Here is a 26,720-nt window from a genome sequence, read left to right as displayed (position 1 = left end):
GGCCGCTCCCGCACACATTCTCACACCAAGAAGGCCTTCGTCATGCGCAAGTTCGCCCCGGCTCTGCTGTTATCGCTGCTCACGTTGTTCGGTTGCGGCGGCAATGTGGTCATCATCTCCGATACCATCTCGCCGGTGGGTCCGCTTGCGCTTGACGCCGGGCAGAGCGTGACGATCACCGCTACGGTTGTGGGCGATAGCTCGAACTCGGGCGTCGTGTGGCAACTGACCGGCGCCGGTACGCTCTCCGCGCAGACGGCTACATCGGTCGTCTACACCGCGCCCGCAACGGTCGCCACGGCAAACTCTTCGGTCGTGCTGGCAATCCCGGCGAAGAACGACCTCTACTCCGCGGCAACCGTTGTGAACTATGCGGCTGCGCCAGCGATCACGTCGACCACACTGCCCGCAGGCACGGTCGGCGCGGCGTACAACACGCAACTGGCATACTCCGGCGGCAGCGGCGCGGTCAGCTTCTCGCTGGTTTCGGGTACGTTGCCCGCGGGACTTACGCTCTCTTCGACTGGCGTCATCAGCGGCACGCCGACAGCCGCCGTCAGCTCCACGCTGACGGTGCGGGTCACCGACTCCGCAGCAACGCCTCTCTCGACCTCTGCCGTCCTGGCGCTGAATGTAAGCGGCGCGCCTCTCTCCATACCGGCCGCGACCTTGACGAACGCCGTCGCGGGCAAGACCTATAGCGCCACGCTGGCCAATACCGGCGGCGTCGCTCCGTTTACATGGAAGATCTCAGGCGGCGCACTGCCTGCGGGCCTTACGCTTTCGAGCGCGGGCGTGATCTCGGGCGTGCCTACGATCGCGGGCAACTACAGCTTCACCGCAAGTGTGACCGACACGGAACCCTCGCCGCAAACTGCATCGCGCGCCTACACGCTTACGGTGTACACAGCGCTTGCCATCACCTCATCCACGTTGCCCAGCGGGGCTGTGAAGAATGCCTATACGACGACGCTTACCTCCACGGGAGGCACGCTGCCCGTCACCTGGACCGTCGCCAGCGGAAGCACGCTTCCGGCGGGCCTCGCATTGAACAGCACCACCGGCACGATCAGCGGCACGCCGACCACTGCGGGCAACTACAGCGTCACGATTCAGGCTGCGGATACGAGCGTTCCGCAGCAGGCCGTGACGATGACGTATACGCTCACGGTCGTGCTCAGCACGCTTGCGATCAGCACCACCTCCCTGCCGCAGGGAACGGTCAGCGCGGGCTATAGCACAACGCTCCAGTCGACCGGCGGCAACGCGCCCGTCACCTGGAGCCTGGCAACCGGCAGCAGCGCACTGCCCGCGGGATTGACCCTTTCGAGCGCGGGCGTCATCAGTGGTACGCCGACGACTGCGGGCAACTACAGCATCACCGTACAGGCTACGGATTCAACCCCGGCATCGGTCACCAAGACGCTGGCGCTGCCGGTGGTCGCGCTTGCCGCACTCACCATCAGCAGCACAAGCCTGCCCGCCGGCAACATCGGCGCGGCATACAGCAGCACGCTTGCAGCCACGGGCGGCGCAACCCCTTACACATGGACGGTCGCGTCCGGAACGCTTCCGGTCGGGCTCTCGCTTTCAACTGCTGGCGTACTCTCGGGAACGCCGCTGGCTGCCGGATCCTACACCTTCACCCTGCAACTTGCCGATTCGGAATCGCCCGTCGTGACGACCAGTCGGCAGTTCACCGTGGCGATCGGTACGACGCTCGCGGCGGGCGCTGGCAACTCCGCTCTGTCGGGCGGCTATGGCTTCCTGTTGAATGGCTTCGCCAATGGCAGCGCAAGCGGCAAGGTGTACGGCTTCGCGGCAATCGGCAGCATCACCGCGGATGGCGCGGGCAATATCACGGGTATCGAGGACATCAATACCGCGAGCGGTGTACAGCAGTCGCTCGCGGTGACGGGCTCATACACCCTTGGCACGGACAACCGCGGGCTGATGGTCCTGACCGCGGGCGGCACGACCACCGTCTATGCCGTCGCGGCTTCGAACCTCTCGGGCTCCATCGCACAGAACCTTGCGTTGACGGAGTTCGACAACGCCAGTGGAACGGGCAGCACTGCAACAGGCTTCGCAAAGCGGCAGAACGCGGCGGCCTTCAGCGCAGCAAGCATCAAGGGCAACTTTGTCTTCGGTCTGTCGGGTGAGTCGCCATGCAGCAGCTGCGCCAGCTCGCCTCGCTTCGGTCCTGTCGCGGCAGTCGGCGTCTTCACGGCGGATGGCGCGGCGACGCTCTCGGCAGGCCAGGAGGACGCAGCGGCCTACGGGACGAACTACACCGGACTGACTCTCGCCGGATCGTTCACCACGCCTTCCACCAGCAACGGACGCGGCACGATGAAGCTGACGCCCACGGGCACGATCTTCGTCGCGGCGCCCACCGACTACACCTATGTGATCGTGAGCGCGAACGAACTGCTCCTGCTCTCCACCGACACACACGCGAGCAACACCTTGCTCTATGGCGATGTACAACTGCAGCAGCAGACTACCTACAGCGCCGCAAGCCTTACCGGTCGCTCCATCGGCTACGAGTCGCAGGCGAGCGGCGGCGATGGCTCGGCGCTTTATCCCAGCGCACTGAACGCCACGTTGACGCAGCTCACCAATACGGGCAGCGGCACGGCGACGCTGGCGCAGGACAGCAACCGCGCCGGAACCTTCGCCACCACCGCCGCAACCGCGATCACCTACGCGACCGCGACGAACGGCCGCACGGTCGTTACCACGGGCGGCGCAACCAATCTGGTGCTCTACCTCTACAACACCGGCGCGGGCTTCGCACTCGACCAGGCCGGCACATCCACTTACCCGGCAATCGCTCAATACGAGCTGCAAGTTGCCGTCGCTCCTCTACCTACGCTGCTTTCGGGCGCGTACGCGGCGGACACGCTGGCGGCTCCCGCAGCCTCAACCGTATCTTCCGGCGAGGAGGTCTTCACGCTCAGCACAGGCGGCGTGAACTCCTATATCAACGGCGCGCTCTCGACGTCGCTCGACAGCAGCAGCCCGAGTGGAACGCTGGCGTTTGGGCAAACCGCTTCCCTGCTCTTTCTTGAAGACGCAACCGGCCGCAATGTCGTGACAACCACCACATCGACGACGCCGACTGCTATTATTTATGCCATCACGAGCAAGCGTGCAGTCTCCATTCCCGCCACCACTGCGGCCGTCCCCGTCGTCACGGTCCTGCAGCAGTAAACACGCTCCCGGAAGAGGCTACCGCGCCTCTTCCGGTTCCACGGCCTGCTTGCGGGGACGCGATCCCTCGAAGGCCATCTTCAAAAAGAGCTGTGCCGTCGACGAGGTATGTTCGCGGTTCCAGGCAATCGCAATCTCAGAGAAATGCTGCTTCCCGGACAACGGACGCACCACCACATTTTCAGCTTGATGCAGTTGGATCGAGGCCGGCGCGATGGCGATGCCAAGCCCCGCGGCGACCAGCGAGATGAGGGTATACATCTCGGCCGCCTCCTGCACGACATGCGGCATGAGACCGTTTTGATGGAGGATGTTCATACATTGGTCATGAAAGCCAGGCGCCATCTTTCGGGTGTACATCACGAAATCCGCTCCCCGGCAGTCGGCGAGTTGCAGATCCTCTTTGGCCGCCAGCGGATGACTTGCAGGCAACAGAAGCACAAAGGGCTCACGATGAATGACACGGGTGCGAATCTCGGGCGGGGTCGGCAGCGGTACGCGCAGGAAGCCGACGTCGAGCTTGCGTTCGAGCAGTTGCGTCACCTGATCGCGCGTCAACACGTTGCGCAGCTCCATCTCCACATGCTCGTAACGCTCGCGAAAACGCTTGACCAGCGGCGGCATCAGGATGGCCGCGGCGGTCGAGATGAAGCCGATACGCAGCGTGCCCACCTGACCGAGAGCGGCGCGCCGGGTCAGGGTGATCGCCTCTTCCATACGCTGCACGACCTCGCGCGCTTCGCCCAGGAAGATCGTTCCCGCCTGCGTCAGCTCGGTCTTGCGGCGGTTGCGAATGAGCAACTGCACGCCGAGTTCTTCCTCGATGCCGCTGATCTGCAGGCTCAACGCGGGCTGGCTGAGGTGCACGAGCTTGGCCGCTCGACCAAAGTGAAGCTCCTCCGCGACGGCAATAAACGAACGCAGTTGTCTTGGTCCCATACCCTGACTCTCCGGCCGCTGATAAGTAAGACTTATCAGGGCCGCACCATACTTTCACCTTCTTCCATGAAGTTCAAGGGGCGTTCATGACCCAGCAGGAACAGCCTTATGTCCAGCCAAATGCAACCGGACAAGAGCGCGTGTGGGACACACGCCGACAGGACAAGCGAAGCCGGCTCTCGCGCATCGGCCACCTTACGGATGGCAAGATTCTCGCGTCCTCCGACATCACCGACGCGATCACGCTGCTGCTGCGGCCGGGCGATCGCATTGTTCTCGAAGGCGACAACCAGAAGCAGGCGAGCTTCCTGTCGGCTGCGTTGGCGAAGCTCGATGCAAACGTCATCCACGATCTGCATCTGCTCATCTCAAGCATCACGCGGCCTGAACATCTGCAACTCTTCGAGCGTGGCATCGCACGCCGTGTGGACTTCGCCTTCGCCGGCCCACAGAGCCTGCGGCTGGCGCAGTTGCTCGAAGACGGGATGCTCGAGATCGGCGCCATCCACACATACGTGGAGCTGTACGCGCGCATGTTCATCGATCTACCGCCGCGCGTCGCCTTCATCTGCGCGGACAAGGCGGATCGGCATGGCAATCTCTACACGGGGCCGAACACCGAGGATACGCCGACCATCGTCGAAGCCACTGCGTTTCGCGATGGCATCGTACTCGCACAGGTAAACGAGATCGTCGACGAGCTGCCGCGCGTCGACATACCCGGCGGCTGGGTCGACCTGATCGTCGAATCGCCGCAGCCCTATGCCGTCGAGCCGCTCTTCACGCGCGACCCCCGCCACATCAACGAGCTGCACATCCTGATGGGCATGATGGTCATCCGCGGCATCTACGAACGCTACGGCATTACATCGCTCAACCATGGCATTGGTTTCGACACGGCGGCCATTGAGCTGCTGTTGCCGACCTACGGCGAAGAACTTGGCCTGAAGGGAAAGATCTGCCGGAACTGGGCGCTCAATCCTCACCCCACGCTCATCCCCGCCATTGAAAGCGGATGGGTCGAGAGCGTTCACTGCTTCGGCTCCGAGGTCGGCATGGAGCAGTATGTCGCCGCGCGGCCCGACATCTTCTTCACCGGGCGCGACGGCTCGCTTCGTTCGAACCGCGTTCTCTGCCAGCTAGCGGGCCAGTACGGCATCGACCTCTTCATTGGCTCGACCTTGCAGATGGACCCGGACGCGAACTCCTCGACCGTGACGCATGGCCGTATAGCCGGCTTTGGAGGCGCACCGAACATGGGCCACGATCCGCGCGGACGTCGCCATGCTTCCGCGGCATGGCTAAGACTCTTGCGTGGCGAGGCAGAGATTCAACGCGGGCACAAGCTCGTCGTACAGGTCGCGGAGACCTTCCAGCGTGGCGGCGTACCGGCGTTCGTCGAGCAGTTGGACGCGGTCGAGGTTGGCCTCACGAACCACATGCCGATCGCGCCCGTCATGATCTACGGCGATGATGTAACGCATGTGGTTACAGAAGAAGGCATCGCCTATCTCTATCGCGCGGAGGGGCAGGAGGAGCGTCGAAAGGCCCTGGCCGCGGTAGCAGGCGTAAGCCCCGTCGGTCTTCGCAGCCAGGCAGCGGATGTCGCACGGCTGCGGCGTTTGGGCATCGTGGCTTATCCCGAGGATCTCGGCGTCTCGCGGCTTCGCGCCAAGCGTTCGATGCTTGCGGCGACCAGCATGTCCGATCTGGTTCGCTGGTCCGGCGATCTCTATAACCCGCCCACGAAGTTCAGGAGCTGGTAGTGCAAACACTTGAACCTCTTCCACACGCCGTGCGATTTCAGGCTGCGCCTGTTCCCTGTGAACTGGCCGCACTTGCTGTGCAGGCGCTTGTCGACGAAGCCGAGCTTACGCCGAAGCCGGGTCTCGTCGATCGTCGCGGCAGCGGAGCGCATCACGATCTAACGCTTGACCTGATGTTGAGCTCCGCGCGCACGTTGCGGCCCTTCTTCGAGGCGATGGCCGCGGCTGGGCTGCACGGCCGTGTCGACCATGTGCTGCGCGAAGAGCTTGGCTCGCTTGGACGCGATGCCGAGGCGGCCATGCTCGTAACGACGTGCGGAGTGAACACGCATCGCGGCGCGATCTGGGCTTTAGGGCTGCTCGTCGCGGCGACGGCGCGGACAGGAGGCTTCGATCTTGACGAGATAGGCGGAGCCGCTGCGCAGCTTGCGAAGACACCTGACCGTCAGGCGCCGTGGGCTTCGTCTCATGGAGCAAACGTCCTGCTGCGTTTTGGCGCAACAGGAGCACGGGGCGAAGCAATCGCGGGCTTCCCTCACGCTCGCCTGGGACTAAGATCGTTGCGCGCGGCGCGGTCGCGCGGCTGCGGCGAGCGGACCGCGAGGCTGGATGCTCTGCTGTCCATCATGTCGAGGCTCAACGATACATGCCTGCTTCATCGTGGCGGCACGGCGACGCTCGAAGCCGCACAGACCGGCGCCCAGCGAGTGCTCGATCTCGGAGGTTACGAGACCGTCGCTGGAAGGCAGGCCTTTGCAGCGCTCGATGCCGTGCTGATGCAACGTTGGGCATCGCCCGGGGGCGCTGCCGATCTGCTTGCTGCTACGCTGTTTTTAGATTCACTCGCGCGCCAGTGGGAGGGCGATTGACGATGATGGAATACTTCACCATAAGCCTGCCTGCTCGGGACCGCGTGGCGAATCGCGCACACATTGGAGTCGTCGGGTCGGGCGATCTTGAGCTGCTGCTGGAACCGAATGAGGAGAACGAGGCCATCGTCGCCGTGACGACCAAGGTCTCTGGCCACCGCGCGACGTGGGAGGCTGTCATCAAGCGATTCTTCGAGCGCCATCCGTTCGCAGTGAGGATCGAGATACGCGACAGCGGCGCGACCCCAGGCGCCGTCTGGCTACGTCTGGAACAAGGGATCGAACTCGCCTGCAAGGATTGTAACCATGATTGAACATATGCAACGCCGTGAACCGAGCTTTGTCGAACTGTCTCCGCGCGAGCGCCTGGCGTCGCTGCTCGACCCGGGCTTTGAAGAGCTTGTCGACCCCTTCTGCAGAGTCGGTTCACCGTGGCTCGAACGCCAGGGGCTTGTACCGCAAAGTGACGATGGCGTTATCGTTGTGCGGGGCTTCATCGATGGAGCCGAGACCGTCGCTATCGCCATCGAACCGTCGTTTGAAGGCGGCAGCATCGGTGAGGTCGGAGGTGCGAAGATCGCGAACGCATTGCGACTCGCCGCAGAGGCCAGTCGCAAGGGCAACGCCACGCCAGCCCTGATGCTGCTCGAGACCGGCGGCGTCCGGCTGGGCGAGGCGAATCTGGGCCTGGCGGCCATCGCCAGTATTCAGACGGCCATCGTCGAGTTGCGCGAGCTGGCGCCGGTGATCGCCGTGGTGGCTGGCCCCACCGGATGCTTCGGAGGCATGTCGCTTGCGGCTTCGCTATGCACCTCGATCATCGGCACGCCACACGGCAGGCTGGGCATGAACGGACCCGAGGTGATCGAGCAGGAGGCTGGCCCAGAGGAGTTGGACGCCACCGACCGCCAGCAGATATGGCGCTTGGTTGGGTGCGAAGCGAGACTGCGCGATGGATTCGTCGATGCGGTCTCGGAGGACGCCGCGGCGTCCGTTCTGGCCGCTGTCCGGCATGCGCTATCCGTCGGCGTGTCGCCTCCCAAACGCATCCTGCATGAACGGGAACGACTCGCTGGATTGCGTCGACGTTTCAAACGCAAGGCGCCGATCGACGCGCAGCCACCGGGTCGCGCGGGCCGCTGGCTTGAGCTTCTCTGCGGACATACCGCACAGATCGCGCTCGACACGCCCTCGGTCCTGCATGGTAAAGCGCACCTCAACAACGGATCGCATCTTGAGGCCGCGTTGGCGCTGGCAATCTCACCCGACGCTGCCAGCGCCTTTCCACGCGCATCGCACGGCGAGATGGGCCTTGAACAAGCGCTGGCGCTTGCGGCCTGCATTCGCACATGGCTCGAACGCGAAGACGTGAAGGGCACACACCGGCCGATCCTTGCCCTGGTGGATACGCCGGGCCAGGCCTTCGGTCGCATCGAGGAGGAGCTCTGCATCTCAGCCGCATGCGCCTCTGCCGTCGACGCCTATGCGGAGGCGAGGCGCGCAGGCCACCCAGTCATCACGCTCGTCGTCGGCAAGGCAATCTCCGGATCCTTTCTTGCCCATGGGCTGCAGTCCGACATCATCCTTGCACTCGATGTCCCAGGCGTGATCATGCATGCGATGAGTCAGGAGTCTATCGCACGCATCACGCGCCGCACCGTCGCCGAGGTAAGCGCCGCCGCGGAGGCTGTGCCGCCCATGTCTTACTCGATCACACAAGCGCACCAACTCGGCATCATTCATACGCTGATCCCGGATGTCCCTGCCGACACGCCTAACCCAGCAGAGGTTGCTCTCGTGCAGGCTGCTCTCAACGACGCACTCACGCAGCTTCGTAACGGGACGCTGGTCGACCCAACGAAGGACAACCCGCTACGCGCCGCAACCGCCACGGTGGAACAGATGATGCGAACGCAGTGGCATGCGATCGACGCTCAAAGAATTCAAAGCAAGGGAGAGTCCCTCATCCATGCCGGCAACCTCTAAGTTTTTTTTTGAGACATTGATTCCCGTCTTCTTCGTGCTGGCCATGGGCTATTACGCCGGACGCCGCAAGCGCGTGGACAATCGCAACACCCATGCGCTGACGACCACCCTGATGCACTTCGCGCTACCCTGCTCGCTCTTCCTCGGTGTAGCTCGAACGCCGCCCGCAGTGCTGCGTTCGCAGTCTCCGCTGCTCGGGGTGCTGGGGCTTGCGATGATCGCGACTTATTCGCTGGTCTTCTTCATCAGCCGCCGACTCTTCAAGACCTCGGTCAGCCGCGCCGCGGTGCAGTCGCTCACCGTATCGTTTGCGAATAACGTTGCGGTCGGACTTCCCCTGCTCGCCAGTCTTTACGGCGCGACGGGCCTACTGGCCGTGGCTGCGGGCATCATTGCCGGTGCGCTCATCGTATCGCCCATTACGCTGGTTCTGCTGGAGTGTCACGCGGCGCAGCAGGAAGAGACGGCGCCTTCCATACGTGAACGCCTCGGGCCTGCGATCCTGGCCTCCGCACGAAGACCCATCGTACTCGCTCCACTCTTCGCCCTGCTGGTTCCAATCTGCGGCGTCGTGCTGCCGCCGCCCGTGGTCGCATCGCTCGACCTTATCGGTAAATGCACGGTTGGGCTGGCGCTCTTCCTTACCGGGCTTATCCTCTCCGCGCAGCGCATACGGCTTACCGGTGAGGTTGCGGTCGGTCTGCTGCTGAAGAACGTAGGCCAGCCTGTGCTTGTCGCATTGTTTCTCATCCTCTTTCGCATGCATGGGCAGATCGCGGCCGAGGCGTTCCTCCTGGCCGCAGTGCCCGCCGGCTTCTTTGGAACCGTCTTCAGCGCGCGCTATGGCGTAGAGTCGATCGAAGCAAGCTCGACGCTTCTGCTCAGCACGGTCTTCAGCATCGTGACGCTTCCCATCGCCATCTTCTTCGCAGGACGATTCCTATGAGCGACGCGCCGCGACCGCACGACTTACTTCATGTCTGCTTTGCGCCCGCAATGTTTCACTTCGAGCACGATGCGAGTGCGGCATTCATGCATCTGCATCGGCTGCCGCTCGTCGTCGTGCGACGTGGCAACGCCCGCAGCGGGCGCATCCCGGTCGGGGTTCGCGGCCATGCGCGGTCGGAGCGCTACGCCGGGTGGATGGAGCCCGAAGCCGTCGTACGCATCGAATCGCCTGCGGACCTGGCGCCGCGCAACAGCGGCTCTGCTCTACCTGTGTTCAAGGCACTCGATCGTCTTAGAACTCTATGGCGTGGGTTGGCTATGCCCTGGGGGCCAACTGGCAGCGCAGGCTTCGAACTTGCTTCACGCATCGCGACCGTGACCGCGTCCAGCGATCTCGATCTCCAGATACGCGCGGATCGATGGTTCAGCAGAGCCGAAGCGCGCGATCTTTTGAGCGTTACAGTCAATCTGCATGCTGCGGTGGACGTCGTCGTCGAGACGCCTTTCGGCGGCTTCGCACTCGCGGAGTACGCGGCCTCGGCGACCTGCATGCTCCGGACCAATGCCGGCCCCGTGCTGACGGCCCATCCCTGGATCGATCCGAGAGCGGAGAACGCCGCATGAGCAACGGCCTGCTCTTCCCTGGACAAGGCTCGCAGACGCCGGGCTTTTTGCATGCCTTGCCGAGTCATGCCGCCGTGCAAGGCGTCTTCGACGAGGCCTCGCAGTATCTTGGCGATGACGTACTGAAACTGGATAGCGCGGAGACGCTCGCGACAACCGTGGCGGCGCAGATGTCGATGCTGACCGCGGGCGTAGCCTTTGTGCGTTACCTCAAAGCCGAAGGCATCGCGTTCGAGGTTGCGGCGGGCATGTCCGTCGGTGCGTTTGCCGCCGCGGTCGCCGCGGGCGCAATTGCGTTCTCCGATGCGCTTCGCTTTGTGCAACGGCGCGCCGAGTTGATGGATGCGGCTTTCCCCATGCGTCATGGCATGGTGGTCGTCGAAGGTCTTCGCGAGCGCACGGTTGGCGAGCTGCTGCAAAACACCGGGATCACCATCGCCAACTACAATTCGCCCGTGCAATTCGTGCTCGCGGGAGAACGCGACGAGTTGCTACGGTTCCTGCCAGTCGCCAAAGCCGGAGGCGCACATACAGCGATGCTGCTCGGCATGGCGACGGCATCGCACACGGCCGATCTGGCGAACGCGGCGCGCGAGTTGCATGCCTTTGCCGAGACGCTTCCCATGCAGAATGCCGCCTTTCCCGTGATTTCGAATCGCACCGCGCGGCCTTTGCTGAAGGCTGTTGCGATATGCGAAGACCTTGCCTGGAATATGGCGTATCCGGTTCGATGGCATGATGTGCAGGCGGCGCTTTACGGCTTTGGAGTGACGCGCCTTTTTGAAGCGCCACCGGGCCACACCCTGACCCGACTGGCGACCGAGGCCTATCCGGACTTGAAGGTTCTTGCCGCGGCGGATCTTCGCTGGGACATCTTGTTGCGCGAGGCCAGACGCACAGTGTAGAACGGGGGTCATTTGAAGGCGTTGCAGCGCAAACCGGCCAGGCATGGTCGAGCTTGTCGATCTGGTGATAAGAAAATCGGATACATATGGGAATAAGAAATCATCTTCATCGCAAACGAGCGCGGCATATAACTCGCTAAAGTTTAGCTATGACCCTTCTTCGCCGCTCCGCGCCTCTGCTCCTGCTCCTTGCTCTGAACGCCACATCGCGGCTTGCCGCACAGACCGTCCACGTCGTGGAAAGCACCGCGGACGAGAAGGAGTTGCTCGTTCGCAAGACGCTGCCGCTTGAACCGGGCGCATCTACGGCGAAGGTTCGTATCCAGATCGATGCGACCATGCGAATGCAGACGATGGATGGCTTCGGCGCATCGCTGACCGATAGCAGCGCGTCGCTGATCGCGCATCTTTCACCAGAGCAGCGTGATGCCCTGATGCACGAGGTCTTCGCGCCCGACGGTCCGCTGGGTCTCACGCTGCTGCGTCAACCGATCGGGGCGAGCGACTTCTCGGCGCATGGCGATTACAGCTACGACGATCCCGTTGGCGCAAAGTCCGACCCGACGCTTGAACAGTTCTCCGCCAGGGCCGATGAGCGATACCTCTTCCCGCTGCTGCGCGAGGCGGAGCATCTGAATCCGCGACTGCGCGTGATGGGCATGCCGTGGAGCGCGCCGGCATGGATGAAGCTGAATCATTCGATGCGCGCCGGCTCGCTCGACGATCGCAACGTCGACGTTTATGCGCGCTACCTTGCGCGAACCGTCGAGGCGTACAGCATGCAGGGCGTGCCGCTCTTCGCGCTGGCGCTGCAGAACGAACCAATGAACGAAAACCCGAGCTATCCCACGCAGGCGATGTCACCGGAGCAGGAGGCCAAGCTCGCGGCCACGCTCGTGCCGATGTTGAAGGCTGCGGGCCGCTCGCCACTGCTCTTCGGCTACGAGCATAACTGGAACCACCTGGAATATCCCGAAAAGCTGTTGAGCGAAGCCGAGCGGCTGAAGCCCGCTGGCTCACCCGATCTGTTCGCGGGCATCAGCTTTCATTGCTATGGCGGCAACGAGTCCGCGCAAGGCGCTTTTTTGCGTAGTCATCCCAATACCCGGCTGTGGTTCACGGAGTGTTCGGCTATCAACAGTTCGCCCTTCGCCGAAACGTTTCTGTGGCAGGCGCAGCATCTGCTGATGGGCGCTCCGAAGTACGGCGCGCGCAGCGTGATGCTGTGGAACATCGCGCTGGACTCGCACGGCGATCCGCACAACGGTGGCTGCGATCAATGCACCGGACTGATTACGTTTGAAAAGCATGGCGGAGAGACGCAATTCAAACGCACCGCGGGCTACTACGTGCTGGCGCAGGCCGCGCCTTACGTGCATCCCGGCGCCACGCACATTGGCGCGGTCGTTGCGGGCTCTGGCAGTGTCATGGCGGAGGCGTACGAAAACGAGGATGGAACCGATGCGCTGCTGCTGCTGAACCTTGCGCCGGCTGCTGCGACGATCGGCGTCGACATCGGCGCGGGCAAAGAGAGCTTCGAGTACACGCTGCCTGCGCATGCGCTCACCACGTTGACGTGGGGCACGCCTTTGCCCATGGTGCGGGATGGGCTGTATCGGCTGGCGATACAGCCCGCGCATGGCGAGCGGCTTGCGCTTGAAGCGGCGCCGCATCAGAGCGATCTTCTCGAGCGGCCGCTCGGCGATGGCGCCAACCAGCTTTGGACGATCCACCGGCTCGCCAGCGGCCGGTTTGAGATTCGCAATGTGGGCACCGCGCAGGCTCTGGCCGTCTCGAGCGCCGGACGCCTCGCGGCCCTGACGCTGACCGGCACGCAGATCGCGCCGCTGCCGCTTCGCATCGCCGCCGATGGTCTTTGCATCGCGCTCTCACGCACTGGCGGATGCTCCTCGGCAGGCGCGGAAGGCAGGCTTCCGGGCGATGTGCTGCTTACTCCGATCGCCGCGGCGCCGGGGATTTTGACTGATAAGTAAACTCAATCAAAGGCATCCGAACTACGCATTTTACAAATCATCGCCCACGTCACTAGAGTGGCACCCGGCTGACTCATCTACTTTTTTGCGATCCGAGTCCCGCCCGGAGATCTTGATGGACCTTTTTCTGCAAGCGATCAAAGACGGCAGTTCCCTATTCCAGACGAAGCCCCAGGCGAAATCCCAGGCCAAGCGTTCCAGCTTCATCAGCCGCGCCACCAGGCTTCTGCTCCTGGTCGCCCTTGCGGTCTCGTTTGCCGCGCGCGCGTTCGCTCAGGTAGAGTCGGCGGATATCCTCGGCAAGGTCGCCGACAGCACGAAGGCGGTGATCCAGGGCGCGGCGGTCACGGCTACCAACATCGACACAGGCGTCTCGCGCACGGCGAAGACGAACCCGGCGGGTGAGTTCACCTTCAACGCGCTGCCCATCGGACGCTACTCCGTCACGATCGTGAGTACCGGCTTCGAGACGTATTCGGTGCCCGAGATAGCACTCTCGCAGGGCGACCGCACACGCGTCGATGCGACCATGACCATCGGCGCCGCGGAGATCGTCGACGTGGGCGCGGTTGCGCCGGACATGCAGACCGACAGCTCCGTTGTCGGCACAACCATCACCGACCGGCAGGTGGAAGATCTGCCGTTGAACGGGCGCAACTTCATGGAGCTTGCGCAGCAGGTGGCCGGCGCCAACGAAGGGCCGCCGAACGCGCTGAGCAGCGGCAACCGTCCCGACGACCGCCGCCTGACTTCGTCGGTCTCGGTCAATGGACAGGACGAGAATGTAAACAACCAGTTGATCGACGGGCTGGACAACAACGAGCGCATCATCGGCACCATCGGCGTGCGGCCCTCCGTCGATGCGATCGCGGAGTTCCGCCTGCAGACCAATCTCTACACGGCCGAGGTGGGCCGCACGGCGGGCGCGGTGATTAACATCATCACCAAGGCTGGCACGAACAGCGTGCATGGCTCCGTGTATGAGTTCTTCCGCAACGACATCTTCGACGCCACCGACTACTTCGCTTTGACCCATACGGAGCTGCGCCAGAACCAGTACGGCGCGTCGATCGGCGGCCCCGTGCTGCGCGACAAGGTGTTCTTCTTCGCCGACTACGAGGGCTTTCGCAAGGTCTACGGCCGCACCAACACCTCCACCGTACCCACGCTCTTCGAAGAGCAGAACCCCGGCAACTTCTCGGACATCGGCCATACCAGTGTGCCGGCGGCGAACATCGATCCGATCGGGCTTGCTTACTTCAAACTGTACCCCGCGCCCAATCGCGTTCCCGCCACCGCCAACGGCGCGAACTTCACCTACAGCCCAAATGTCGTGCAGATCACGCAGACCGGCGATGCACGCCTGGACTACGCTCTGCCCAAGGGCGATCGAATCTTCGTGCGCTACACGGCGAACACGGCCGATACGAGCTCGCCCGGCACATTGCCTATCGTCAATGGCATCGCACCCGGCGGCAATCCCTTCGCCTATGCGGGCACGTCCGCGCAGTTTGCGGAGAACCTGCAGGGCAACTACCTGCACCTCTTCACAGCCAACCTGCTGCTGGAGTTGAAGGCGGGCTACACGCGCATCAACAACTCATCTTTCCCGCTGAACTATGGCAAGAACCTTTCCACGCAGTTTGGACTTTCGGGTGCGAACATCGGCACGGCGGACACCTCGGCGCTGACGACCATGTCGCCAGCCGGATACTCGTCCGTTGGCGACGGCATCTTTGTGCCCATCAAGAATATCGACAACACCTTTCAGGAGGTCGCGCAACTGACCTGGAATCACGGGCGCCAGAGTATCAAGGCAGGCGGCGCGCTGGTGCGGCGACAGGCGCTCAGCGCGCAGAGCTCTTATCCCGCGGGTTATCTGCAGTTCAACACGTATACCGGGGGCAGCTCGACGCCTGCCTTTGCCGGAGTTTCGTGCGCTCCGCTGGGTTGCCTGCTGCGGGGTCTGGTGTATCTCGCACAACGCTCGAACCAACTGATCGCACCTGGCTTTCGCACGTGGGAACCGAGCGGCTACATCCAGGACGACTGGCGCATTCTGCCGAAGCTGACGCTGAACCTAGGCCTCCGCTACGACGTCTTCACCCCGCTCACGGAGGCGCACAATCGTCTTTCGAACTTCGATCCCGCCAGCGGACAGCTTCTGGTCGCCGGCGTCAACGGAGTCTCCGCATCGGCCGGCGTCAAGACCGACTACAGCAACGTATCGCCACGCATCGGCTTCGCCAGCGCTCTGCGTCCGACGACCGTTCTGCGCGGCGGCTTCGGCATGACCTTCATCCCCGTCAGCTCCGGCGCGAAGACCTCGCTCGGCAATGCGCCTTATGTCTACAACTATCGCTCGCAGTACAACAGCACAACGCTTGCGATGGGTCTTCCGGTTCCGACCGTGCAGGCGCCGAACAATCTGAACGCCACGGCCGTCGCGGGCTTCACGCTCTCGGGCATCGACCGGAACTACCGCTCGTCCTACATCGAGCAGTTCAATCTCACGCTGCAGCAGGATCTGCACAACAGCACGCTGACTCTCTCGTGGGTCGGCGAGATCGGCAAGCACCTTCGTCTGAACCCGAACATCAACCTCGCGCCTCCTGGGCTGAACTCCTGCCCTGTTGGCACGACGTCGCCATCGTCCACCTGCTACATCTCCTCGCTGCCGTTCTACAACGAATACCCAACGCTGACAACGGTCAACGAGATGGTCAGCGAGGGCTACTCCAGCTACAACGCGTTGCAGGCCACGCTGTCGCACCGCTTCACCAGGAGCCTCGGCCTGAACGCCAACTACACCTGGGCGCACGGTCTGAACGACACCGCCAACTATGCGCTGGGTTCGGCTTCGAACGGCGTCATACCGCGCCTTATCTCCACGCAGGATTACGGCGACTCCGATCTCAACATCCGCAACCGCTTCGCCATGCTGCTGAACTACAGCTTCCCCTTCGGCGCATCCGCGCACGGGTTGAAGGCGACGCTCATCAAGGGCTGGCAGTCGAACGCCACGCTTACGCTTTCGGGTGGGCAGCCGTTCAGTGTCACGGACAACTCGGCCTACTCCAACACCGGCGTACAGGGCGGCGCCGAGCGCGCGCTGCAGATCGGCAATCCGGAAGATCAGCGAGTGGTTCCCTTCAAGAACATCAACCACTGGTTCAATAACATCGCGCCCTGCCCCGTCCCTGCCACTGCGACACAACCGGCGAACTGCCAGTATGCGGCCTTCACACACCAGGTCTTCGGCACCTATGTGCCGAGCCGCCGCAACTCAATCTACGGTCCGGCCAACCGGGTCTTCAATTACTCGACGTTCAAAACCTTTCCTCTGCGCGATCGGTACAAGCTGCAGTTTCGCGCCGAGCTCTTCAATGTGAGCAACACGCCGAACTTCGCGCAGCCCGACGCATCGGTCGGCGACGGCGCCTTCGGCACCATCACCTCAACTCGCCTTGGCAGCAACCCAAGGCAGATTCAGTTCGCACTCAAACTGCTCTTCTAACTTCTCTTTCACGCAGGATAGACTTACCAGGCCCGGGGTATCTATCCCGGGCCATCGTCATAAGCCACAGACCCAGAAGGATGCCGATTCAATGAAGCGAAAGATCTCCTCTCCGACTATGGCCGCAATCGTTGCGGCTGTCGCGCTGTCCTGCGGTACGCAAGCAGAGGGACAGGTAAAGCCGAAGGACGCAGAGGTTCAGCGCTTCGTCGCGAAGCTGCTGTCGGAGATGTCGTCCGAGGAGAAGATCGGCCAGCTCGAGCAGGCCGCGGGCCAATATACCTCAAAGGCCCAGGCCGATGAACTTACACGCAAAGGGCAGATCGGATCGTTTCTCTTCCTCACCGATCCGGAGCGCATCAACGAGCTGCAGCGCATCGCGGTCACGCAGTCGCCGCATCACATTCCGCTGCTCTTCGGCTACGACGTCATTCACGGCTTCCGCACCATCAACCCGATTCCGCTGGCGCTCGCGTCTTCGTGGGATCCGGCGCTGGTCGAGAGCGTGCAGGCCATGGCCGCACGCGAGGCCAGCGCGGCGGGCGTCAACTGGGCCTTCTCGCCCATGGTCGACATCGCACGCGACCCACGCTGGGGACGCATCATGGAGAGCGCGGGCGAAGATCCTTACCTCGGCGAACAGATGGCCGCTGCGCAGGTTCGCGGCTTCCAGGGCGCATACGTCGGCGCGCCGCACCACGTGCTCGCTTCGGTGAAACATCTGGGCGGCTACGGCGCCGCGCCCGGCGGACGCGACTATGAGTCCGTCGACCTTTCAGACGAGCTGTTGCACAACGTCTATCTGCGACCGTATCGAGCCGCCATCGACGCCGGCGCCGCGACGGTGATGTCGGCTTACATGGATCTGAACGGCGTACCGGCCTCGGGCAACCGCTGGCTGTTGCATGACCTGTTGCGCGACGAGTGGGGCTTCAAGGGCTTCGTCGTCAGCGACTGGGATGCGGTCAAGAGCCTGACCGTTCATGGCTATACCGCCAACGCATCGGATGCCGCTCTTCGCGCATTCGATGCCGGCGTGAACATGGAGATGACCAGCGCGCTCTATCGTGCGCAACTGCCCGCCTTGCTGAGTGCCGGAAGAATCGACAGGACGAAGCTGGATGAAGCCGTGCGCCCGATCCTCGAGATGAAGTATCGGCTTGGCCTCTTCACCGATCCTTATGTCTCGCTCGATCGCTACAAGACGGAGACGCTTTCGATCGCCCAGCGCGAAGGCGCGCGACACGCCGCCGAACAGAGCGCGATTCTGCTGCGCAACGAGGGTGGCATCCTGCCGCTCAGCAAGTCCACGAAAACCATCGCGCTCATCGGGCCGCTTGCGGATTCCAAGGTGGACACGCTTGGTTCCTGGAGCCTGCACGCGACTCCCGCGGACACGGTCACTCTTGCCGAAGGCCTGAAGGCCAAGCTGCCCAATACCACGATCCTCACCACCAAAGGCGTCGAGATACAGCGCGGCAACGCGTCCATCTTCGACGAACAGGCGCCCGAGCCGAAGCCCACGTTGCTGACCGACGATGCACGCAACGCCGAGTTCGCGCATGCCATCGATCTGGTGAAGCAGGCCGACGTCGCCATCCTCGTACTGGGCGAGGCGCAGAACATGAATGGCGAACGCGCCAGTCGTGCCAACCTCACGCTTCCCGGCAAGCAACAGCAGTTGTTGGAGGCAGCCGTCGCCACCGGCAAACCTATCGTGCTGGTGCTGATGACGGGCCGTCCGCTGGACATCACGTGGGCCTCGGAGCATGTGCCCGCCATCCTGAACCTCTGGTATCCCGGCACGGAGGGCGGCAACGCGGCGGCGAATCTTCTCTTCGGCGACGCCGCTCCATCCGGCAAGCTGACCGTGAGCTGGCCGCGCTCCGTCGGACAGCTTCCTCTCTTTTACAGCGCCAACCTGACGCAGATTCCGGAGTCGCCGGACACGCGCTACTGGGATGAGTCTTCGGCGCCGCTTTACCCCTTCGGCTTTGGCCTGAGCTATACGCGCTTCACACTCGACAACCTGCAGATCGATAAGAGCACGCTTCATCCTGGTGAAGCGCTGAAGGCGCGGGTGACGGTGAAGAATCAGGGCGCGGTTGCGGGCGACGAGGTCGTGCAGCTCTACACGCATCAGCGCGCAGGCAGCAACTCCCGCCCCGTGCGTGAACTGAAGGCCTTCGCCAAGATTCATCTCGCAGCGGGCGAGACACGCTCCGTGGATCTGATGCTGCCGGCCTCCGCGCTGACCTACTGGAGCTCCGCCACGAAGACCTTCACGCTCGAACCGGGTGCGTTCGATCTATGGGTCGGCGATAGCTCGACGGCCTCCCTGCACAAGGACTTCGCCGTCGCTCCGTAAGCCGTGCTGCGATGGGTCGGAGGCCACATATCCACAAGCAGTAGGCTTGCAGCACAATGCGGCGCAAGATATGGTAGTAACTCCAGGGTTTCTCCGCGAGGAGAATGAAAAGGGAATCCGGCGAAAATCCGGAGCTGCCCCGCAGCGGTAAGCAGGTACGAACGCCGGGATGACACTGGGGCACATGCTCCGGGAAGTCCGGCAAGTAGGGTTGAACCTGCAGAGTCCGAAGACCTGCCATGGAGACATTCGCTCGCGCCTCCGAGGGGAGGCGAAGTGGCAACGCACCTCTGCGCCGCTCGGCGTGGCTCCGTCCGTTGTCTCTTCGCAAGCCTCTGGGGCCAAGGAGATTCAGCCATGGCCGCATCCGCTATCGACTTCGCACCCACCTCCCCAACGGCAGCCGACTCCACGCCTGGCTACGGCTCCATTCACAACGCACCGGCGGCCTTTCAGGTCATTCGCCGCAATGGCTCCTTCTCCGCATTCGACCCCAGCAAGATCTCGGTTGCGATCACGAAGGCCTTCGTCGCGGTGGAAGGCTCGGGCGCCACGGCCTCGCGGCGCATTCACGAGGCGGTCGACACGCTGACCCAGCAGATCGTCGAGACGCTCAGCCGTCGCGCCGACCCGGCACGCGCCATCCATATCGAAGATATTCAGGACCAGGTGGAGCTCGCGCTGATGCGCAGCGGCGATCATAAGATCGCGCGCGCCTATGTGCTCTATCGCGAAGAGCGCGCGCAGGAACGCCGCAAGGTCGAGCTGAACGCACACCCTGTCGCGCAGTCCAGCCTGAAGGTGCGGATGCAGGACGACCGCCTGGAGCCGCTGGATGAGGCGGCGCTCGAACAGGTGATCGCACTTGCCTGCGAAGGTCTCGATGGCGTCTCGGTCGATGCCGTCATGAATGAAGTTCGCCGCAATCTTTACGACGGCATTCTGTTGAAGGAGCTTGGACTCGCGCAGACCATGGCGGCGCGTGCGCTCGTCGAGCAGGAACCGAACTATGCGTATGTGAGCGCGCGCCTGCTGCTGAACAATCTGCGCGACGAGGCGTTGGCTTATGTGCTGCCCGGCGCGCTGCATCTCTCGCAGAAGCACAGCGACATGAAGTATGCGGAATACTTTCCAGAGTTCGTCCGTCGCGGCATCGAGCTTGAGATGCTGGACAAGGAGCTGGGCAGCTACGACCTGACGAGACTGGCTGCGGCGCTGAAGCCGGAGCGCGATCGCAACTTCCAGTTCCTCGGTCTGCAGACGCTCTACGACCGCTACTTCCTGCATACGAACGGCGTTCGCTACGAGCTGCCGCAGGCCTTCTTCATGCGCGTGTCGATGGGTCTGGCCGCGCGAGAGATCGACCGCGAGGCGCGCGCCATCGAGTTTTACGAGCTGCTCTCTTCGTTCGACTTCATGTGCTCGACGCCGACCCTCTTCAACGCGGGCACGCTGCGTCCACAGCTCTCCTCATGCTTCCTTACCACGATTGCAGATGACCTCGACGGCATCTTCAAAGCGATTAAGGACAACGCCCTGCTCTCGAAGTATGCGGGCGGTCTGGGCAACGACTGGAGCGGCGTGCGCGGTCTCGGCGCGCACATTCGCGGCACCAACGGCGAGTCCCAGGGGCTCGTTCCCTTCCTCAAGGTCGCGAACGATACGGCCATCGCGGTGAACCAGGGCGGCAAGCGCAAGGGCGCGGTTTGCGGCTACCTCGAAACGTGGCACGTCGACATCGAGGAGTTCCTCGACCTGCGCAAGAACACCGGCGACGACCGCCGTCGCACGCACGACATGAACACCGCCAACTGGGTACCCGACCTCTTCCTCGAACGCGTGGAGGCCGATGCGCACTGGACGCTCTTCTCGCCCGACGAGGCGCCGGACCTGCATGATCTCTACGGAAATGCCTTCGCCGAACGCTATGCGTATTACGAAGCCAAGGCCGCACGCGGCGAGATGCGCGTGACGAAGACGCTGCGCGCCGTCGAACTCTGGCGCCGCATGCTGACCATGATCTTCGAGACCGGTCATCCTTGGATTACGTTCAAGGATCCATGCAACCTGCGTTCGCCGCAACAGCACGCCGGCGTCGTGCATTCGTCGAACCTGTGCACCGAGATCACGCTCAACACGAGCAACAAAGAGATCGCGGTCTGCAACCTCGGCTCGGTCAATCTCGCCAACCATGTAACGTCTGCGGGCATCGATCAGGCGCGGTTGAAGAAGACCGTACACACCGCGATGCGCATGCTCGACAACGTCATCGACATCAACTTCTACACGGTGCCGGAGGCGCGCTACTCGAACCTGCGCCATCGGCCTGTCGGGCTCGGCGTCATGGGATATCAGGACGCGCTCTATGCGCTGCGTATTCCCTTCTCAACGCCCGAGGCTGTGCGTTTCGCCGATGAGAGCATGGAGCTCGTCAGCTTCCACGCCATCTCCGCCTCGGTCGATCTCGCCGCGGAGCGCGGACGCTATGCGACCTTCGAAGGCTCGCTGTGGAGCCAGGGCATCCTTCCGCTCGACTCCATCGAACTGCTGCAGAAGAACCGCAAGCACGAGCTGCAGGTGAGCCGCACGTCGACGCTCGACTGGGGCGCACTGCGCGAGCGCGTAAAGACCATCGGCATGCGCAACTCGAACACGCTGGCGATCGCGCCGACGGCGACCATCTCGAATATCTGCGGCGTCACGCAGTCTATCGAGCCGACATATCAGAACCTCTTCGTGAAGTCGAACATGTCCGGCGACTTCACGGTCGTCAATGCATCGCTCGTGCGCGATCTGAAGAAGCTCGATATCTGGGACGAGGTGATGATCAGCGACCTGAAGTACTTCGATGGAAGCCTCGGCCCCATCGACCGCGTACCCGATGAGTTGAAGCGGCTCTACGCAACCTCGTTCGAGGTCGAGCCGACGTGGCTGATCCAGGCGGCGGCGCAGCGGCAGAAGTGGATCGATCAGGCGCAGTCCTTGAACCTTTACATCGCGCAGGCAAGCGGGCGCAAGCTCGACATGCTCTATCGCGAGGCGTGGCATGCGGGGCTGAAGACAACCTATTACCTGCGCTCGCGCAGTGCGACGCACGTCGAGAAGTCGACCATGACGCGCACCGACGGCAAGCTCAACGCGGTCTCTGTCGCTGTCTCGCCGAAGATGTGCGCGATCGACGATCCCACCTGCGAGGCATGCCAGTAAATCCGGCCTGCGCGAACGAAAGGACACATGATGCTTGATTGGAACGACACGATCGAAGAGACGCCGGTGGCTGTGATGGAGCCTCCGGCCGCTACAGAACCCGCCACGAAAGAGAGCCAGGGCTTCAGCGACGACGTGGCCCGCAACGGCCGCGTCAGCGTGGAAGACAAGGCGATGATCAACTGCCGCGCCGATGTGAATCAGCTGCTGCCGCTGAAGTATCGCTGGGCTTGGGAAAAGTATCTCTCCGGTTGCAACAACCACTGGATGCCGACCGAGATCTCCATGCAGGCCGACATCGCGCTCTGGAAGAGTCCGAACGGCCTGACGCCTGACGAGCGTCGCGCGATCAAGCGCAACCTCGGCTTCTTCGCCGCATCGGAGTCGCTGGTGGCGAACAACATCGTGCTCGCGATCTATCGCCACCTTACCAACCCGGAGTGCCGCCAGTACCTGCTGCGGCAGGCGTTTGAAGAGGCCGTGCATACGCACACCTTTCAGTACATCGTCGAAAGCCTTGGCCTCGACGAGGGCGAGCTCTTCAACATGTACCGCGAGGTGCCGTCCATCACGAAGAAGGCCGCATGGGCGATCCAGTACACCGAGCACCTGAGCAACCCACAGTTCGAGACCGGCACGACACTCAACGATCAGGCCTTCCTGCGCGACCTCATCGCCTTCTATGTCGTCTTCGAAGGCATGTGGTTTTATACGGGCTTCGCGCAGATTCTATCGCTCGGCCGGCGCAACAAGATGATCGGCATCGCCGAGCAGTACCAGTACATCCTGCGCGATGAATCCATCCATCTGAACTTCGGCATCGACGTCATCAACCAGATCAAGCACGAGAACCCGCACCTCTGGACCGCGGCGTTTCAGGAAGAGGTGCGCGGCATGATCCGTTCCGCCGCGGAGTTGGAGGCTGCGTACGGACGAGACACCATGCCCAACGGCTTCCTTGGACTGAGCGCAGCACTGTGCGAACAGTACATGCACTTCATCGCCAATCGCCGCTGCGGACAGATCGGTCTGGAGCAGGTCTTCCCCACCACCGATAACCCCTTCCCGTGGATGTCCGAGGCGATGGATCTGAAGAAGGAGAAAAACTTCTTCGAGACGCGCGTCATCGAGTACCAGAACGGCGGCTCTTTAGGTTGGGACTAACGAGCCGAACGATCGGCGCGATTCGAACGAACCGGCTTACACCGCAAGCAGCTCTTCGTAGAATCCGCCGATCTCATGCTCTCGGTCGATGAAGTGAATCTCCAGAATCCAGTGACGTCTTTGCCCATGCTCGTCGAGCGAGCGCATGAGCAGGTCGCTTTTCGGATGAACATACAGGCTCACCTTGTCATCGGGGATTCTTTCGTGCGGAAACTGACCGATGAGATGGCCGGCGATGGGACCGCCGAACTCCCAGCCAAACTTTTCCGCCAGCGAGACGGCATAGTGAAAGAGCTGGCTACTCGTGATCTCTGGCGTTGCATGGAAGTAACGCTTGCCCTCGGCGAAGGCCTGGGCAATATCCTGCTGCATCTTGCGTTTCAATGGATCGTTACCGATGACAAAGGTTCTGCCGAAGTCCGCCTCCCATGTCTCGAAAACCGGCCCCAGGTCGAGGAAGAGAATGTCATCCTCTGCGATGGTCAGATCGGGCGGGTTGTCGGCGTATGGAAGCAGGGTGTTCCTCCCCGCCCGGACAATGCGCTTGTGCCAGTATGTGCTGATGCCATACATCTCCTTGGCAAGCGCATAGATGTCCGCGTTCAGGGTAGTCTCTGTGATGTTTGGGCGAATCAGGCCGCGCGCTTCGACCTCGTGAAACAACGCTTCGGCCTTTTTCTGAGCGTCGAGCAGTTCGGCGGCGCGTCGCTCTTCGGTAATCGTCATGCACGTCTCCCCAGGAAGATCTGTTGCACTAATCTATAGACATGATAGAGCCTCGTCCCCAGGTACGTGGAGTAGGGCTGGACGCCCAGACTCGCTGCGCGCACTACAACTCTCCTATCGATATCATCGCCATCAAGATGAAGTGCTGCGGCAGCTACTACGCCTGCAAGGATTGCCACGATGCTTTGGCCGGCCACGCAGTCGAGGTCTGGCCGCATCGCGAATGGGACACCCCAGCCGTTTTGTGCGGAGCATGTGGATTGGAGCTGACGGTCAGACAGTATCTTGCCTGCTCCAATGTATGCCCAGGCTGCGGAGCCCGCTTCAATCCAGGCTGCCGCCATCACTATCATTTTTACTTCGAGACGATCTAGTCGGAGTGTTGCTCCAGGTAGTCTCCCAGCAGACGCGCCGTCTCCTCAAGCAAGACTTGGTCTTCGCCTGTGAAGGCGGCGGGATCATGGCTATCGATGTCGATCTCGCCGATGACTTTTCCGTGGACATGGATCGGGACGACGATCTCGGACTTCGTCTTGATGGAACAAGAGAGATAACGCGGATCGGCGTTCACATCATCGACGATGACTGTTTCACCCGTCGCCACGGCGGCTCCGCAGATGCCCTGCGTCACGGGGATGCGAACATGCGGCGTGGGATCGCCGACGAACGGTCCTAGCACAAGAGTCCCGGAGTCGTTGGGATCGAGCATGTAGAAACCGGTCCAGCTATAGTGTGGCAGCTTGGACGACAGCTCCTCGACAACACTCTGCTGCAAGGCCTGGAAGGAGACGGCGGAGGCCGTAAGTTCGCGGAAGCGTTCCAGCAACGAAGATCGAATCATGGAAAAGTGTGTGTGCGACATGCTACCTAGTATCTAACAGGATCGGGTTGGCGATACAAGCCCTTGAAGAGCCAAGCCCAATCCCGAACCCTGCAGCTTCATGGTTTACGGCTTGCGCAGGCGGCGGATCGGCAGGCGTGGCTAACAGACCGCCAAACTCGCCAATGTCGTAAATCAACCATCCATGCGGCAGGTACGCGAGCTTCAAAAAAGAGTAAGAGGAATCGCCTTCACCATCGCCAGGTAACCGGTCGGATTGGGATGGATATCGTCTCCCGAATCGAGCGCGGGGAGCATGTAACTTAGATTGGCGGGGTCTACGATCGCTGCGTTGAAGTCGATCGTACCATCCGACGCTGGCGCCTGGACGGTAACCCCATTCACGACACTTGCCCCGCTAGACATCTGCCAGGTATTGAGCAGAAAGCGCTGCGCCTCTTCTCCAGATCCCTGCGCATATCGTGTTCCGAACCCGCCGGGATTCTGGGCGCCACAGTATGTCGATGGCGCTGTAATTCCCTCATAGATCTTCAGACCGGCTGCATGCGCCATCGTAATGATGCTCTGCTTGCCTGTGATCACCGCAGCGGCCGCCACGCAGTTATCCCGTAAATCATTGGCGCCGAGATAGTCGATCACCGACGTGACGCCGGGCAGCGCTGTTACGTCGCGTACAAATCGATTGACGCCCGCGGTCGGCGTGGAACCCAGCACCGTGGTTCCACCGATACCGACATTCGCCACCGCGATGTCATCGTGGCCGGCAGCATGAAGAGCCGCGGCGAGTTGCTCGGGATAGGTCATATGCAGGTCGAGACCAGAGTTATAACCGTCCGTTGTCGAGCTGCCAAAAGCCGCAATCGTCTCCTTGTATCCCCCATAGACATCGATACGATCCAGAAGATAGGTATTGAAGGTGGTTTGAGTAAATGCCGCGCCTAACGTGTCGGATGTTTTGTCTCCGGCATTTTTGGCCGTTGCATAACTCGTGACGATATTGGTTCCCTGCGCATGCGCGGTCAGGTTAGTCCATGATCCGCTGACATACTCCGTGACGCTCAACACATCGCCATAGGAAAAGTTCAGCGTTACATTGTCCGATACGACGGTGCTGCCGGCTGGAATCGACACCGCTCCAAGACCGCCAAAGGTCACGGCCGTATCGCCACTGACGCCAGCCGTCGCGGTCTGCTTACCGATGTGCACGCTACCCAGTTGAACCGCGGCTGTTCCAAAGTAGTTCGAGAAGTGCAGTCGAACCGTTCCTCGGCTGCCCACGCTGGGTTTTACGATCTCTCGAAACGTCTGCTCCGAACTTGCTCCGCCTGTAAGCGAGCTTGGCGCATCCGCCCAGGATGCAACCCAGATCTGCCCGGATGTCGGAACGGAGCCAGCAGCGGAAGATCCTCCACCACATCCATTCGCGAAGACAAAAAGAGAAAGAGAAAACGCCGCCAGGACAAACTGCTTCAAGTGAAACCTGCTTTCTTACCTTGGGTGGGCTACTTTGGCGACACCAGAATGTGGTGATTCTTAGCCGCGAGAACAGTAGCCCGGAAGCAAGCAGAGCGTCCAATGCGTTGATTCAATCTCGGTCATAAGTTCAGTCAATCTATAGCCGAGCCGGTCGTCTCGTCGTTTTGAAGCACT

The 26,720-nt window shown here is 62.1% G+C and carries 18 protein-coding genes and 1 riboswitch; of the genes, 14 read left to right on the top strand and 4 right to left on the bottom strand.

Annotated features, from left to right (window positions below; all coding sequences use genetic code 11):
* The first annotated feature begins 42 nt into the window (after positions 1 to 42).
* Positions 43 to 3,216: a beta strand repeat-containing protein gene (locus CHB87_RS04740; protein ID WP_089407206.1), complete on the top strand. Its 3,174-nt coding sequence runs from the start codon at positions 43 to 45 to the stop codon at positions 3,214 to 3,216.
* An 18-nt stretch (positions 3,217 to 3,234) separates the two neighbouring features.
* Here the strand turns inward: CHB87_RS04740 and CHB87_RS04735 are convergent, their stop codons facing one another.
* A complete protein-coding gene (locus tag CHB87_RS04735) occupies positions 3,235 to 4,155 on the bottom strand; it encodes a LysR family transcriptional regulator (protein WP_089407205.1) in 921 nt (306 codons plus the stop codon).
* 86 nt (positions 4,156 to 4,241) lie between these two features.
* Here CHB87_RS04735 and mdcA point away from each other — a divergent pair, with 86 nt between their 5' ends.
* From mdcA to CHB87_RS04675, 12 genes are all read left to right on the top strand, one after another.
* Positions 4,242 to 5,921 (top strand): malonate decarboxylase subunit alpha, encoded by a 1,680-nt coding sequence (gene mdcA / locus CHB87_RS04730; protein ID WP_089407204.1) that lies wholly within the window; start codon positions 4,242 to 4,244, stop codon positions 5,919 to 5,921.
* On the top strand, positions 5,921 to 6,790 hold the full coding sequence (locus CHB87_RS04725; protein ID WP_245817807.1) for a triphosphoribosyl-dephospho-CoA synthase: 870 nt from the start codon (positions 5,921 to 5,923) through the stop codon (positions 6,788 to 6,790). The genes mdcA and CHB87_RS04725 overlap by 1 nt, the downstream gene beginning before the upstream one ends.
* Before the next feature lie 2 nt (positions 6,791 to 6,792).
* A complete protein-coding gene (mdcC, locus tag CHB87_RS04720) occupies positions 6,793 to 7,104 on the top strand; it encodes a malonate decarboxylase acyl carrier protein (protein WP_245817846.1) in 312 nt (103 codons plus the stop codon).
* Positions 7,097 to 8,776 (top strand): biotin-independent malonate decarboxylase subunit beta, encoded by a 1,680-nt coding sequence (locus CHB87_RS04715; RefSeq protein WP_089407202.1) that lies wholly within the window; start codon positions 7,097 to 7,099, stop codon positions 8,774 to 8,776. The genes mdcC and CHB87_RS04715 overlap by 8 nt, the downstream gene beginning before the upstream one ends.
* A complete protein-coding gene (locus tag CHB87_RS04710) occupies positions 8,760 to 9,722 on the top strand; it encodes an AEC family transporter (protein WP_176441594.1) in 963 nt (320 codons plus the stop codon). Before CHB87_RS04715 ends, CHB87_RS04710 begins: the two co-directional genes overlap by 17 nt.
* Positions 9,719 to 10,348: a malonate decarboxylase holo-ACP synthase gene (locus CHB87_RS04705; protein ID WP_089407200.1), complete on the top strand. Its 630-nt coding sequence runs from the start codon at positions 9,719 to 9,721 to the stop codon at positions 10,346 to 10,348. The genes CHB87_RS04710 and CHB87_RS04705 overlap by 4 nt, the downstream gene beginning before the upstream one ends.
* Positions 10,345 to 11,253 carry an ACP S-malonyltransferase gene (locus tag CHB87_RS04700; protein ID WP_089407199.1) on the top strand — a complete coding sequence of 303 codons (909 nt, stop codon included), beginning with the start codon at positions 10,345 to 10,347 and terminating at the stop codon, positions 11,251 to 11,253. The genes CHB87_RS04705 and CHB87_RS04700 overlap by 4 nt, the downstream gene beginning before the upstream one ends.
* Positions 11,254 to 11,402: 149 nt before the next feature.
* On the top strand, positions 11,403 to 13,247 hold the full coding sequence (locus tag CHB87_RS04695; RefSeq protein WP_089407198.1) for a glycoside hydrolase family 30 beta sandwich domain-containing protein: 1,845 nt from the start codon (positions 11,403 to 11,405) through the stop codon (positions 13,245 to 13,247).
* Between the two features lie 115 nt (positions 13,248 to 13,362).
* Complete coding sequence (locus CHB87_RS04690) at positions 13,363 to 16,764, top strand: TonB-dependent receptor (RefSeq protein WP_089407197.1); 3,402 nt, start codon at positions 13,363 to 13,365, stop codon at positions 16,762 to 16,764.
* A gap of 91 nt (positions 16,765 to 16,855) precedes the next feature.
* The gene (gene bglX, locus CHB87_RS04685) at positions 16,856 to 19,132 is read left to right on the top strand and encodes a beta-glucosidase BglX (RefSeq protein ID WP_089407196.1); all 2,277 of its coding nucleotides are present in this window, start codon (positions 16,856 to 16,858) and stop codon (positions 19,130 to 19,132) included.
* Positions 19,133 to 19,200: 68 nt separating this feature from the next.
* Positions 19,201 to 19,388: riboswitch (cobalamin riboswitch) on the top strand.
* Positions 19,389 to 19,489: 101 nt separating this feature from the next.
* Positions 19,490 to 22,339 (top strand): ribonucleoside-diphosphate reductase subunit alpha, encoded by a 2,850-nt coding sequence (locus CHB87_RS04680; protein WP_089407195.1) that lies wholly within the window; start codon positions 19,490 to 19,492, stop codon positions 22,337 to 22,339.
* A 27-nt stretch (positions 22,340 to 22,366) separates the two neighbouring features.
* Positions 22,367 to 23,503 carry a ribonucleotide-diphosphate reductase subunit beta gene (locus CHB87_RS04675; protein WP_245817806.1) on the top strand — a complete coding sequence of 379 codons (1,137 nt, stop codon included), beginning with the start codon at positions 22,367 to 22,369 and terminating at the stop codon, positions 23,501 to 23,503.
* Positions 23,504 to 23,539: 36 nt separating this feature from the next.
* On the opposite strand, the gene CHB87_RS04670 is transcribed toward CHB87_RS04675, so the two are convergent.
* Positions 23,540 to 24,229: a M24 family metallopeptidase gene (locus CHB87_RS04670; RefSeq protein ID WP_089407194.1), complete on the bottom strand. Its 690-nt coding sequence runs from the start codon at positions 24,227 to 24,229 to the stop codon at positions 23,540 to 23,542.
* Between the two features lie 41 nt (positions 24,230 to 24,270).
* Here CHB87_RS04670 and CHB87_RS04665 point away from each other — a divergent pair, with 41 nt between their 5' ends.
* Entirely contained in the window at positions 24,271 to 24,603 is a 333-nt protein-coding gene (locus CHB87_RS04665) for a CHY zinc finger protein (protein WP_089407193.1), read from the top strand.
* Here the strand turns inward: CHB87_RS04665 and CHB87_RS04660 are convergent.
* Together CHB87_RS04660 and CHB87_RS04655 are read right to left on the bottom strand one after the other, a co-directional pair.
* Positions 24,600 to 25,070, bottom strand: a complete 471-nt coding sequence (locus CHB87_RS04660) for a GAF domain-containing protein (RefSeq protein ID WP_089407510.1) — start codon at positions 25,068 to 25,070, stop codon at positions 24,600 to 24,602. The genes CHB87_RS04665 and CHB87_RS04660 overlap by 4 nt on opposite strands.
* Before the next feature lie 204 nt (positions 25,071 to 25,274).
* Positions 25,275 to 26,543 carry a GDSL-type esterase/lipase family protein gene (locus tag CHB87_RS04655; protein ID WP_089407192.1) on the bottom strand — a complete coding sequence of 423 codons (1,269 nt, stop codon included), beginning with the start codon at positions 26,541 to 26,543 and terminating at the stop codon, positions 25,275 to 25,277.
* Positions 26,544 to 26,720: the final 177 nt, after the last annotated feature.

Origin of the sequence: Granulicella rosea (assembly GCF_900188085.1) — a bacterium.
Lineage (GTDB): Bacteria > Acidobacteriota > Terriglobia > Terriglobales > Acidobacteriaceae > Edaphobacter > Edaphobacter rosea.
Note: the sequence above shows the minus strand (reverse complement) of the source record. Positions and strands in the feature narration are given on the sequence as shown.